Raw genomic sequence first — 13,142 nt, 5'->3', positions numbered from 1 at the left:
TAGAATTATACGGAGAAATATGTGAAAAATAGGTTGGGATATTCCGTGTTTTTCCATAATGATAGTGGAGGAAAAGAAACATAAAAATAAGGAAGAAGCATGTAGTTGCTTCTTCCTTATTTATACTTATTGTGCTTTTTCCGTTTTCAGTGATGCTTTTAATTTTTTCATTTCTGCTTTAATATCTTCTTTTTTTACATTTAATTTTTCAGCAATTTGTTTTACATTCATACCGTCTTTTTTCATTTTTAATACATCATTTAATGATGTACCGCTTTTTTGTGAAATAATGTTCAGTACAGCAAGGTGGAATAAAGATACTTCATAGTCGCGCATTGTTTGTTTCACTTGATCTGGAGTAGATTTTTGCATCTCTGCTACTTTTTGTAACAGTTTTCCTTCCATTTCTTTACTCATATGATGTTTATGAAATTTATGAAGTTTCTTTGGATCAACGCCAAAGTGCTGCGCAGTTTCTTTCCATGTATGCTTTTGCTTATAGTACTCTAATACAGCATTAATATCTTTTCCACTTAGCTTTGCGATGCGTGCTGCTTTCCAAATCTCATGTTTTTTATATCCTTTTTCTATTAGTGATTTGTATTGTTCTTCAGAAATGAATTTGTGATGTTTCGCTACTTGTTTCGTTTCTTGTTTTGTTTCTGATTGCGAGCTATCGGTAGAAGCGTATGCCGTTAGCGATGTTGCTCCGCACAATAATGATAACGCTAACATTCCTGTTACTAACTTTTTCTTCATGTTTTATCACTCCTATAAGTAGTAAACTGCTTGCGTTATATAGCTTATCCAAAAAGTATGACAAAACTATGAACAAATTATGTTTTTCTTTGTAAGATTGAAAAGAGAAATAGAAAGTTGTTTCCATATGATAAGAGTTTTAAAATGGAGAAAAAGATTTCAATGAATGGAGAAGATGCTGCGATGCATGTGTTAATTGTAGAGGATAATGAGAGCGTGTGTTCAATGCTTGAAATGTTTTTTATGAAAGAAGACTTTCAAGCAACATTTGTCGCAGATGGTTTAGAAGCATATTCATTGTTTCAAAAGAAAGATTGGGATTTGCTTATTGTAGATTGGATGATTCCAGGCATGGATGGTATAAAACTATGTCAAAAAATACGAGAAAGCAGTGATGTTCCTATTATCATGTTAACCGCAAAAGATAGTGAAGCCGATCAAGTACTAGGATTAGAAATTGGGGCAGATGATTATGTTACGAAGCCGTTTAGCCCGCTTACGTTAATCGCAAGGATGAAGGCGGTTGTACGCCGTTTATCAAAAAAACAGGTGAAAAACGAAATTAATCATTTTCATATTAATGAAGAAACAAGAGAAGTATTTTTAGACGGTGAAAAAGTGGAAAATTTAACGCCAAAAGAGTTTGAGTTGCTCGTTTTTTTCACGAAGCACCCGCGCCAAGTATTTCGAAGGGAACAGCTCTTAGAACGCATTTGGGGATATCAATTTTACGGGGATGAACGAACGGTGGATGTACATATTAAACGGCTTCGTAAAAAAATTCGCACTGACTCACATATGTGGATTCATACGGTTTGGGGCGTTGGTTATAAATTTGATGAAGTGGTAGCTGGCTGTGAAAAGGATTAAATATTTTTATAAGCTATTGTTCAGTTACATTTTTATTTTACTTGTTGCATTTATTCTATTAAGTGTCCTGTTTTTAAGTTTAGCCGAAAATCTTGCTTATGAGACAAAAGTGGAAGAGCTTACTTCTTATGGAACTAAAATTATTGATGAGCTTGAGAAAAAGGACATGAATATTCATATTGTGAAATTGAAGCATTTCTCTAGTCTATTGCATGCACGTGACACGAAATTTTTTATCTTTAATGAAAAGGGAGAAATTACACAATCACCAGTTCGGGTAAAGAAAACCTCATTATTAAGAGAAGAAGAATGGAAGAAAATTCAGCATGGTGAAACATTGAAAATAAAACGAGACGTGAAAAGATTTGAACAACCTGTATCAATTGTTGCCATTCCATATATGAGAGATGGTGAACTGCAAGGCGGTGTGATGTTAACGGCTCCAATTCACAGCACACTTGAAATTATTACGGAATTAAATCGTTATTTATTAATTGCAGCAGGGGTTACGTTTCTAATTGTGCTAGTGGTCAGTATTTTTTTCTCACGCTCTTTAGTAAGGCGGGTGCAGCGTCTTCGACAGGCAACCGCAATGATTGCAAAAGGTCAGTATGATGTGCATATTCCTATTAGCCAATACGATGAAATTGGCTTGCTTGGAGATGACTTTAACAATATGGCACAACAGCTTCATAAAGCACAGACAGAAATCAATCGTTTAGAAAAGCGAAAACGGCAATTTATTGCTGACGTTTCACATGAATTAAAAACACCGCTTACGACAATCAATGGTTTAGTAGAAGGAATGAAAAATGACCTCATTCCGGAGGGGAAAAAGCAGCGCTGCTTTGAGATGATGGAACAAGAAACGAAACGACTCATTCGCCTCGTTAATGAAACATTAGACTACGAAAAGATTCTTTCTAATGAAATCGCACTTCAAAAAGAAGAGATTGAAGTAAAGGAAATCTTTGAAGTAATTAGTGAACAATTGGAACTGCAAGCAAAGGAGAAGGGAAATACAATTAGGATTCATGTTTCTGCTAGTTTATTTGTTTATGCTGACTATGACCGGCTATTGCAAATTTTGCTGAATATCACAAAAAATAGTCTGCAATTTACCGAGAATGGAACAATTATGTTGCGGGGAAAAGAAGAAAGGCAAATGACAATTATTGAAATTGAAGATACTGGTATTGGGATGGACCGAGAAGAGGTATCTGCAATGTGGTCACGTTTTTATAAGGCTGATGCATCTAGAACAAATAGTTACGGTGAATTTGGATTAGGATTATCGATTGTAAAAGAACTTGTGAAATTGCACAATGGAACAATTGAAGTAAAAAGTGAACAAGGTAAAGGAACAACGTTTATCATATGTTTTCCGCGATGAAAAATCGTCTTACTATATAAGGTAAGGCGATTTTTTATCCCGCATTAACGGGCAGTAATACTCCCACCTCAAAATTCAGTGAAAGCAAAGAAGTTAGGTGGGAGATAAACTGCCCGTAAAAGCCCGATTGGTTCAACTAATAACCAGTGGGGGATAAAGACCCCCCCCGCTGATTAAAGTTTCACTTTATTTTGATGTAACGGTCCATATTATGTTTCTCAGTATTAAATATTGATTTATATGAGGAAACTAGTTTATAATTGAAATTGATAATCTTTATCAATTATTGGCGTATACATATAGATATAAAATGATGAGGGAGAGGAATATATGACAACTTATACTTCTATTGCAAGTGTTATTAAAGAAAGAAGATCTATTCGCACCTTTACAAATAAAGTAGTGGAAAAAGGATTATTAATTGAACTATTAAATTATGCAACATGGGCACCGAATCATCAGCACCGCGAGCCATGGAAATGTAAATTATTTATAGGGGATGGCCGTAAAAAATTTGTAGACGCTGTTTTAAACTCTTTTTCACCAGAAGAAAGAGAAAAACGCGGAAACATGTTAATGGAACGTTTTATGAGTACACCAGCTCAAATTGTTGTTTATATGGATGAAGATCCACGCCAAGCGCAGCGTGATGAAGATTATGCCGCTGTATGTGCATTTATGCAAAACTTTCAACTCCTAGCTTGGGAACGTCAATTAGGTGTTGTTTGGAAAACTGGCGGGCTTATTTACAATCCTGCTTTCATGAAAGCAATTGGTGTAACGAAAGGACAACGAATCGTTGGTATTTTACATGTTGGGTATTTTGATAAAGCTCCAGATGGCAAAGAGCGTACACCAATTACGGAGAAATTAGAGATTATTGAAGGATAATGAAAGAAGGATGCTTATTAAATTGTAAGCATCCTTCTTTGTTATATAAGTTCTGCTGGAAGTGTAAAAGTTCTATCTTCATGCTGATTCAACGTATGAATGTTTATAATCGCACTCGTATGTATAACACCATAAATATGTGGATAATGCTCCCCGTTTGCAGCTAATTCATACTTAATTTCTGCTTGTACACGCTCTGGATCAATTGTTAAAAATACAATAGACGATTCTGCTGCAAAATGTTTATGAGCAACTTGTAATGATTGATTAAGAAATGAGCAGTGAATGAATCCCTCTTCCTGTAAGGAAGGTTCGGTAATTATTCCTTTTTCTTTTGCATTTTCCCATGCCTGAAGTGTCATAACTTTTATGATTGTATTCATAAGATTCTCCCCTTTGTATGAATGTTCTCTAAAGAAAAGTTTACATGTTTTGCAAGGTAATTGTAACCAAAATAAATGGAGGGAATTTCTTTAATTTTCATGAAAGCTTGTTTCCCTTCATACACTTTTATAAGGGAATGTGTAAGGAGGGGACAGAGATGAGAAGTAGTGAGGACAAAGCATTACAATATGCAATTGCAGAAATTACGGAAATTGCGACAGGATTTGGGTTAGATTTTTATCCGATGCGTTATGAAATTTGTCCAGCCGATATTATTTATACATTTGGTGCATATGGTATGCCAACGCGTTTTTCACATTGGAGTTTTGGGAAGCAATTTTATAAGATGAAACTGCACTATGATTTAGGACTTAGTAAAATATATGAGCTCGTTATTAACTCTGATCCATGTTATGCCTTTTTGCTCGATACAAATTCATTGATTCAAAATAAACTTATTGTCGCTCATGTATTAGCGCATTGTGATTTCTTTAAAAACAATATTCGTTTTTCTAATACGAAACGCGATATGGTTGAAAGTATGGCGGCAACTGCAGAGCGAGTTAAAAATTATGAACATAAATACGGAAAAAAAGAAGTAGAAACTTTTTTAGATGCTGTGCTAGCCATTCAAGAGCATATTGATCCTTCCCTTATGAGACCGAAGCTTGCATGGAGTGCGGATGATCAAGAAGAGGAAGAAGTAAAGAGGGCTGCCACACCGTACGATGATTTATGGAATTTAGAGGATCGAAATAAGAAACGAGAGTTACCTAATGTGCGGAAGAAAAGAAAAATTCCTCCGCAGCCAGAAAAAGATTTACTCCTTTTTATTGAAGAATATAGCCGCGAATTAGAAGAGTGGCAGCGTGATATTTTAACGATGATGCGTGAGGAAATGCTGTATTTCTGGCCGCAGCTTGAAACGAAAATCATGAACGAAGGCTGGGCTTCGTACTGGCATCAACGTATTCTTCGCGAAATGGATTTAGGTTCAGATGAAGCAATAGAATTTGCAAAACTAAACGCAGGGGTTGTACAGCCGTCAAAAACAAGTATTAACCCATACTATCTCGGCATCAAAATTTTCGAAGATATTGAAGAGCGCTACAATAATCCGACAGAAGAAATGATACGCCGAGGCGCAAAACCAAACTCAGGAAGAGAAAAAATCTTTGAAGTGCGCGAAATTGAATGGGACGTATCATTCCTGCGAAATTACTTAAACAAAGAACTTGTTATGCGGGAAGATATGTACTTATTCCAGCGGCAAGGGAAAGATTATAAAGTCGTCGATAAAGATTGGGAAAATGTTCGGGATCAGTTAGTGAATATGAGAACAAACGGCGGTTTCCCGTATTTAATGGTTGAAGACGGAGATCATTTAAAGAACGGAGAATTGTACATTAAGCATTATTATGAAGGAATTGAACTGGATTTAAAATATTTAGAGAAAGTATTACCATATATTTATCAGTTATGGGGAAGAACGGTGCATATGGAGTCGATTGTGGAGAATAAGAGTGTTGTATTTTCTTACGATGGGAAGATGGTGCATCGGAAGTATGTGTAGCATGAAAAGCTGTTATGAAGAAAAAAGATGGAAGAAGGATCACAGAAATGGTCATACTTTTTTATAAAAGAATGATTCAATTAAATAAATTAAGAGCGTGTTTTGATCAATCTTTCTTCAAAACATGCTCTTTCTTTTTTGTTCGTTTATCAAAGGTTATTCGTATCAATTTGACCAAGCATGATTCGAAAGTTACGTTATGGATCACCCCGTTTTAGATTAACTAACTTACAGAAATAATTGAATAATTTTCCTGTTGAGGGAGATTTTAAGAAGGATGTCGAGGGTGTATTTTCCTGTTGGAATTTTTCAGACAAGTGATTTTATCTTCCAAAAATCATTATTTATTCAAAAACTATTTGGCGGGAAGGTTTGTAAAACTTTGCTGTCAAGGAATCATTAACACTAAGGTCCAAGTATAAAAAATCTATTTTTTATAAAAAACATAAACCATATTATAAATGGGGTAGTATGATGAAAAAACTTCGTAAGATAAAGCGATTAAAAAAAGATATTCAGGAACTTGAGAGTACCGACATACTGCTACCAAATGTTCAAGATTGTGAACTCGAACAGAATATATCTGCGAATGAAGAGGTTTTGAAGCAAGTTTTTGAAAATTGTTCCGATATTGTTTTTCGTCCAATTTTCGTAAATAGTCAAACCAAAATGCTTCTTGTTTATATAGATGGATTAATGGATACAAAAATAGTAGACCAGGTTGTTTTGAAACCAATGATGTACGAAGGTATGCCTAATGGATTAAAGAGTGTGGACTCAATAGGGGAAATCATTCAAGATCGGCTTATTGCTGTATCCCAAGTAAAGACGGTTTCAAAGGTTCGTGAGGTTATAGAGGGAGTAATGAAAGCTAATATCGTCGTTCTAACAGATGGAGAGAATCAAGCCCTAGTTGCTGATTTAAAAGGGTTTGAAAAACGTAGTATTGAAGAGCCTGCTGCCGAAATCTCTGTTCGTGGCCCTCGGGACGGGTTCACGGAAACGCTAAGAGTCAATACGAGCCTTCTTCGCCGAAGAATTCGGAGCCCAAGGCTAAAAATGGAACCCTTTTTGATTGGGGAATTATCACAGACAGATGTGGTGATTGCCTATATTGAGGGGATTGCTCCAAATTCGGTTTTGGAGGAAGTTCGACAAAGGGTTCAGCGAATTCAAATTGATGGGGTGTTGGAGTCAGCCTTCATTGAAGAGTTTATCGAGGATCAACCTTTTTCTCCTTTTCCGCAAATCCAGAATACCGAACGACCGGATGCAGTGTGTGCAAGCCTATTAGAAGGGAAAGTCGCCATTTTAGTGGATAACACACCTTTCGTTCTGATTGTTCCAATGACATTCTGGACAGGTCTGCAAGCAGCGGAGGACTATTATGAACGATCCATCTACACAACCTTTATTCGATGGATACGTTTTGTATTAATCAATATGTCATTATTCCTTCCTTCTCTTTATGTTGCTATTACAACCTTTCACCCGAAATTGATCCCGACAAATTTACTTATTAGTATTGCAGCGGCGCGAGAAGGCATTCCATTCCCGGCTGTCGTAGAAGCGCTGATGATGGAATTTTTATTTGAGGGTTTGAGAGAAGCGGGTGTTCGGTTGCCAAAACCCATTGGATCAGCAGTCAGTATCGTGGGAGCACTTGTCATCGGACAAGCTGCCGTACAAGCGGGCATTATCTCGGCACCCTTGGTTATTGTTGTAGCTACAACCGGTATTGCGTCGTTTGCTTTTCCACGCTACAACTTGGGAACAGCTTATCGGATGCTGCGCTTCCCGATGCTGCTATTGGCGGGGATGCTTGGGCTGTATGGCGTTGCTATAAGCACCATTGCGATTATGATTCATCTAACCAACATTCGTTCTTTTGGTATTCCTTATCTAAGCCCAGTTGCTCCTCAGACTCCTCGTGATTTGAAGGACGTTTTGATCCGAACGCCTCGGTGGAACATGACCCACCGCCCCATAATGGTATCTGGAGAGGAGAAAATGCGTTTTCCAGATGGACAACAACCAGGTTCGAAACGAGGAGGGGAGACAGAATGATCCTGCACAAGACACTTTGTACGATACTAGTCGTTTCTTTATTTTTCTTGACGGGCTGTTGGGATCGTACGGAGTTAAATGACCTGGCAATAGAATTAGGCTGGGGACTTGATCAAGCAAAGAATAACAAGGTTAAAATTAGCGCTCAATTTATCATCCCTTCAAAAATGGGAATGGGACAGAGTGGAAGAAGTGCTGCAGGAAAATCGGTTTTTATTGAAACGGGAACTGGAAAAGACACAATTGAAGCTGGACAAATGATACAAACAAAATTGTCAAGAGAAATCTTTCGAGGGCACCAGCGTGTGATATTGATTGGTGAACAATTGGCTAGACACGGTCTCGCTCCTGTTTTAGATGTCTATAGTCGCGATCCTGATATTCGATTACGAGCAGATGCATTAGTAGTAAAGGGGAGTACTGCAGAACAGTTTCTGGAAGCATCCAAACCTTTAGAAGCTATCCCGGCACTTGGGGCACTTAAAGAACATATGCAAATAGAGGAATTGGGAGATACGTCTTTATTAAATTTTCTTATTGCCGGTACGAGTGACGGAATTACCCCAATCTTGCCCGTGATTAAACTGACCCATATTTCTAAAAAACAAGATAAAACCGAATTCAAAGGATTTCAAATTGTGGGTGGTGCTGTATTTAACAAAGACCTTAAATTGGTAGGATATATAAATATACAGGAATGGCTAACCACTCTTTGGCTTGTTAATCGTTTAAGTAAACAGAATATTACTGCAACTGTCCCAAAAGAAAATGGTAGTGCCAGTTTATATATGACGAAAATTGGCAGAAAAATCATACCCATTATTCGAGGGAACACCATCAAGTATGACATTCTTCTTTCTGGTGAAGGAGTCATTCGAGAGAATAATACGAATTTAGATCTTACGCAGCCTAAAAATCTTACTCTTTTAGAACATGTATTGGAAAAAAAGGCCGAAAAACAAGCTCTCCAAACCATCAAAAAGGTTCAAAAACAATACGGAACCGATATCTTTGGCTTGGGAGAAGCCATTCATCAAAAATATCCATCCCAATGGAAAGGACTAAAGAAGAATTGGGACAAACAGTTTCGAAAAGTAGAGGTCTCTGTCCATGCAAATCTGACCATTCGGCGAGTAGGTCTGACCGGACCATCGTTGCAGTTAAAGAAAAATGAAATAAAAAAATAAGGAGGTATATGGATTGTGAGAAATTCAATGAAAATCTCCGGCACGCAAATCTTTTGGATGATGTTCACATTAGAAGTGGGGCAAACACTTCTTCTGATCATCCCATCGACGGTCCGTACTGCCAAACAAGATGCATGGATTTCGATAGTGATTGCGGGGCTTGCTGGGATTGCTCTTACTTTTCTAGCAACCAAACTCGGCTCGCTTTACCCGAATCAAACTATGATTGAATTTAGTCAAACTATTCTCGGTAAATGGCTAGGAAAGCTGATGGTGATTCCCTATTTACTTACATGGTACTGGATTAATGGGATAACCGTCCGTGAATTTGGTGATTTCATTATTACCGCCTTGTTTCATAATACACCTTTGTGGGTCATTGTCTTTACTGCCATGTTACTGGTTATTTTTATCATTTACCAGGGGGGGGTGGAAGGCATTGGACGCTTAAGTGAAATCGTTGGGCCCATGGTGCTTTTAATGATAACGTTTGTAATCATTTTGAATCTTGGCAATATGAATTGGCATAATATGCTACCCATTTATCATGATTCTGGATGGCTTCCAATCCTTAAAGGTTCCTATCAGCCTGTAGCCGCTTTTTTTGGGGAGTCTGTCATGATGACAATGTTTGTCTTCTTTATGGACAAACCAGACCAAGCGTCATCACGGGCGATGTGGGGAGTAGGACTGGCCGTTTTCATGATAACGATCGGAACATTAGCGGTGATTTTAACATTCGGTCCGAATTTGCCTTCAAGGTTTTTGTATCCAGTTTACGATTTGAGCCGATTTATATCCGTCATGGAATTCATTCAAAATGTGGATATTCTGATTGTTATTATTTGGTTTTTTAGTATATTTGTTAAACTGGCGTTATATATGTTTCTTGCTTGTTATGGAACAGCACAAATGTTTCACCTGAAGGATTGGCGAAAAGTGGCTTGGTTTCTTGCTCCTATTTCGTTTATCATGGCTGTGTCGATTAAAAATATCCATATATTTACCTATTATTATTACATGTTTTTCGTGATTCCAATTGCATTTCCAGTCTATGAGTTAGGGATTCCCTTGCTGTTGTTGGTGGTTGGCAAGATCCGAAGAAAATATGCATAGATCCAATTGGAAGCTTGATTAAATGTAATGGTGAAAGGGTACTTAATTTTTATACGAAAATAAAACGCGTTTTTTGAAATTGATTAGCAAAAAGGTTGATGATAAATCTAGGAAGGAATTGAACTAGATTTAAAATATTTAGAGAAGGTATTGCCGTAAATTTATCAATTATGGAGAAGAACGGTGCATATGGAGTCGATTGTGGAGAATAAGAGTGTTGTATTTTCTTACGATGGGAAGATGGTGCATCGGAAGTATGTGTAAGAGCCGCTGGGGGACCAGCGGCTTTTTTTGTTGGCAATGTAAAAGAGAGCTATTTATATTTAGATATCATATTTACTTTTAAATTCAAAAATCTCATCAACAGCTTGGTGATACCCGCCCGATTTTTGAAAGGATTTACTAATGTTGCCAACAGCCTCTAGGAAAGATGGATTGTGTAATACTTGGTCCGCAGTTTCACGGAGTTGGTCAGCGCTCAGACTGTGCATGCTTAAATTGATACCTGCTCCGATATTAGCAACTCTTTGAGCAACAAAAGGCTGATCCGCGCTTTGTGGGATTACAATTAGCGGAACCTCGTAATAGAGACCTTCATGGGTACTGTTCATTCCACCATGTGTGATAAATAATTTAGAGTGTTTTAGCACTTCGGTTTGTGGAACATAATTTTTTACAATGAAGTTTTTAGGAATATCCCCTAAATCAGATATTTGAACCTTTTTCCCAATAGACATGATAACGGTATGATTAGTGTTCCCAAATGCCTTAAAACAAAGCTTATAGAAATCAATTGCTTGATTAAAGACAGTACCCAGTGAAATATAAATTGGGCTTTTTCCCTTGATTGTAGTAAGGTCGAAGTTTTCTTGCGTTAATCGTGAAGAGATGGATGGACCTACAAATTTGTATGTTTCGTCAAATGTTTCTCCAGAAGGTTGAAATTCTCTAGTTGTATAAACGATTGTAAGTGGTGCAGGGTTACAAAAAACTTCATAAGGAGAATTGATTTCAACATCATATTTTTCTTTAATTTTTGTTGTTAGGTTTTGAAAATCATTGTTTATCTCTTTAGCAACTTCTGTTGGGATATTTTGCGAAAGATGTTCTAACATTCTTTCAAATGACATTTCAGTCTGAGCAAAAGATGTATACGAATTAATTGCAGGGAGCTTTAGAATTTGGGAAAGTAAACGTCCGCAACCAAACATAGAATCGTGAATGATATAATCAAAATGTTCTCCCTGAATCTGTTCAAGAACGCTAGGTATAATGATATCCGACGTATGTAAAAGACCGTTGATTCTTTCGGATAAATAATTTCTTCCACCTGAGATAAAGGCTTTTATAAATTTTTGGTCATCAAATGTTCGTACAGTAGCTCCTGTTTTCTCGATACGCTCCCGAAAAGCTTCTGTTGTGAAGTACACTACCTCTTCTCCGCGTTCAATAAGCTCTTGTACAACACCAATTGTTGGATTGATATGTCCTTCTGATCCACCATTAATAAATAAAACACGTGCCATTATAATCACTCCTTAGGTAAAATGTTCTCTAAATTGTGTAATAGTACGGATCACTGTCGTTCATCATTGTTCAACTCAATTACTAGTATCAGAATATACTAGTTGTGTGTCCTCTATGTGACCTAACGTATGCTAAAAAATAAATTTTTCATAACTAATTACTTCATTTTTTACTTTAAACGTTGTTTCTTTCTTTTCTATACAATCCACGAAATGCAAATCGGTTATTCTTTTAACAACTGCTAATCTAAGCTCGTAGCTTTTGGGTGTTCTTGTTATGTAAAAACTAATAAAGTAATGGTTTTTCACATCGGAAGTGTGTGTAAAGTTCGCTAGGGAAGCCAAACACTATAAAAAATAAATAACGTGAGCTCGGTACAATACCAGGCTCACGTTATTTTAATTAAAGACTGCTTTCTACAGAATTCATTTCCTTTTGCAGTTTCGTAAATGCACGATACATTCCAACTCTCCAAGATACGATCATCGCAAAAGCAAGTAAGAAGAACATACCGCTTAATTGTCCTAAATCAATTGATTGACTTAAATATTCTTTCATACCGATGCGGACAGCAAGTAACCCGACTAAAATAAAAATAAATGCTTTAGAAGGTATCAAATAGATATCTTTTCCGCGTATTTCAAATTTTGATGTTTTAATAAGAAAAATAGAGAAAAATAAACCAACGATAACTGCTTCCCAAATTTCTGATGTTGTTAATCGAAATTCTGGTAAGATGTACATGCATGCTCCCGTACTCATAAAAATCGGTGGGAGTATAATTTTTTTTAATGATACAGGTTTCTTTGCTGATTTTAAGCGAATAATCATCATTCCAATAGCCATACAAAGAGCAACAATACTCATTATGACAGGGAAGTTTATATTTAAATTCATAATTTACCTCCTTTTATCCTTTGTATGATTTTTTTAATAAAATCATAAACCAAACTAGAGCGATGCCAATGATAGTGTGAGACGTTCCTGCTATATGGCTTAATCCTTTAAAATCAGTTCCATTTATTTGAAGAAGTCCGCGGGCCGCCAATGAACCAACTGTTGAAATCAGTCCTATATTATAAATGATGAACCACGCGTTAAAACCTTTTACTTCATGGAATGCAAAGGATTTTGATAATGCAAAGGCAATTAAAAAGAATAAAAATCCAAGAACTAACATATGCGTGTGCAAAAGGTTCAGCAGAGTAGTGCCTTGAATTCCCTGCGCTTTTGCAAATTCTCTTGCAAATACACCGGAAAATAAACCGATAATTAAATAGGCAAAAGATGCATTATATAACTTTTTCATAATAACCTCCTAAGGTAGTATTAGCAATGTTTATTTTTGGGAATAGAGCCATATTTAAAAACCATG

The 13,142-nt window shown here is 36.6% G+C and carries 12 protein-coding genes and 1 pseudogene; 8 read left to right on the top strand and 5 right to left on the bottom strand.

Features of this window, described 5'->3' with window-relative positions; genetic code table 11:
• Positions 1-126 precede the first annotated feature (126 nt).
• On the bottom strand, positions 127-759 hold the full coding sequence (locus tag AB1279_RS20335; RefSeq protein ID WP_429760672.1) for a hypothetical protein: 633 nt from the start codon (positions 757-759) through the stop codon (positions 127-129).
• Positions 760-942: 183 nt separating this feature from the next.
• Between AB1279_RS20335 and AB1279_RS20330 the strand changes: the two genes are divergently transcribed.
• The 3 genes from AB1279_RS20330 to AB1279_RS20320 all read left to right on the top strand — a co-directional run bounded on the left by AB1279_RS20330 (position 943) and on the right by AB1279_RS20320 (position 3,913).
• Positions 943-1,629, top strand: coding sequence for a winged helix-turn-helix domain-containing protein (locus AB1279_RS20330; RefSeq protein ID WP_429761513.1), 687 nt, complete (start codon positions 943-945; stop codon positions 1,627-1,629).
• Positions 1,616-3,022: a sensor histidine kinase gene (locus tag AB1279_RS20325; RefSeq protein WP_429760671.1), complete on the top strand. Its 1,407-nt coding sequence runs from the start codon at positions 1,616-1,618 to the stop codon at positions 3,020-3,022. Before AB1279_RS20330 ends, AB1279_RS20325 begins: the two co-directional genes overlap by 14 nt.
• A gap of 330 nt (positions 3,023-3,352) precedes the next feature.
• The gene (locus AB1279_RS20320; RefSeq protein WP_429760669.1) at positions 3,353-3,913 is read left to right on the top strand and encodes a nitroreductase family protein; all 561 of its coding nucleotides are present in this window, start codon (positions 3,353-3,355) and stop codon (positions 3,911-3,913) included.
• 41 nt (positions 3,914-3,954) lie between these two features.
• On the opposite strand, the gene AB1279_RS20315 is transcribed toward AB1279_RS20320, so the two are convergent.
• Entirely contained in the window at positions 3,955-4,296 is a 342-nt protein-coding gene (locus AB1279_RS20315) for a DUF952 domain-containing protein (RefSeq protein ID WP_429752081.1), read from the bottom strand.
• 158 nt (positions 4,297-4,454) lie between these two features.
• Between AB1279_RS20315 and AB1279_RS20310 the strand changes: the two genes are divergently transcribed.
• The 5 genes and pseudogenes from AB1279_RS20310 to AB1279_RS20290 form a co-directional block, all read left to right on the top strand.
• Positions 4,455-5,870, top strand: a complete 1,416-nt coding sequence (locus AB1279_RS20310; protein ID WP_429760668.1) for a SpoVR family protein — start codon at positions 4,455-4,457, stop codon at positions 5,868-5,870.
• A 471-nt stretch (positions 5,871-6,341) separates the two neighbouring features.
• Complete coding sequence (locus AB1279_RS20305; RefSeq protein WP_429760666.1) at positions 6,342-7,937, top strand: spore germination protein; 1,596 nt, start codon at positions 6,342-6,344, stop codon at positions 7,935-7,937.
• On the top strand, positions 7,934-9,124 hold the full coding sequence (locus tag AB1279_RS20300) for a Ger(x)C family spore germination protein (RefSeq protein WP_429760665.1): 1,191 nt from the start codon (positions 7,934-7,936) through the stop codon (positions 9,122-9,124). The genes AB1279_RS20305 and AB1279_RS20300 overlap by 4 nt, the downstream gene beginning before the upstream one ends.
• Positions 9,125-9,151: 27 nt before the next feature.
• On the top strand, positions 9,152-10,240 hold the full coding sequence (locus AB1279_RS20295) for a GerAB/ArcD/ProY family transporter (RefSeq protein WP_429761512.1): 1,089 nt from the start codon (positions 9,152-9,154) through the stop codon (positions 10,238-10,240).
• A 111-nt stretch (positions 10,241-10,351) separates the two neighbouring features.
• Positions 10,352-10,504 (top strand): annotated as a pseudogene (locus AB1279_RS20290) (stage V sporulation protein R); the annotation flags it as partial.
• A gap of 59 nt (positions 10,505-10,563) precedes the next feature.
• Here AB1279_RS20290 and AB1279_RS20285 read toward each other — a convergent pair.
• From AB1279_RS20285 to AB1279_RS20275, 3 genes are all read right to left on the bottom strand, one after another.
• Complete coding sequence (locus AB1279_RS20285) at positions 10,564-11,766, bottom strand: macrolide family glycosyltransferase (RefSeq protein ID WP_429760664.1); 1,203 nt, start codon at positions 11,764-11,766, stop codon at positions 10,564-10,566.
• 403 nt (positions 11,767-12,169) lie between these two features.
• Positions 12,170-12,664, bottom strand: a complete 495-nt coding sequence (locus AB1279_RS20280; RefSeq protein WP_429752071.1) for a CcdC family protein — start codon at positions 12,662-12,664, stop codon at positions 12,170-12,172.
• Positions 12,665-12,677: 13 nt separating this feature from the next.
• The gene (locus AB1279_RS20275) at positions 12,678-13,076 is read right to left on the bottom strand and encodes a DUF2871 domain-containing protein (RefSeq protein WP_429760662.1); all 399 of its coding nucleotides are present in this window, start codon (positions 13,074-13,076) and stop codon (positions 12,678-12,680) included.
• Between the last annotated feature and the right edge of the window lie 66 nt (positions 13,077-13,142).

It is taken from the genome of Bacillus sp. S14(2024), assembly GCF_050473785.1.
Classification (GTDB): domain Bacteria; phylum Bacillota; class Bacilli; order Bacillales; family Bacillaceae_G; genus Bacillus_A; species Bacillus_A yunxiaonensis.
Note: the sequence above shows the minus strand (reverse complement) of the source record. Positions and strands in the feature narration are given on the sequence as shown.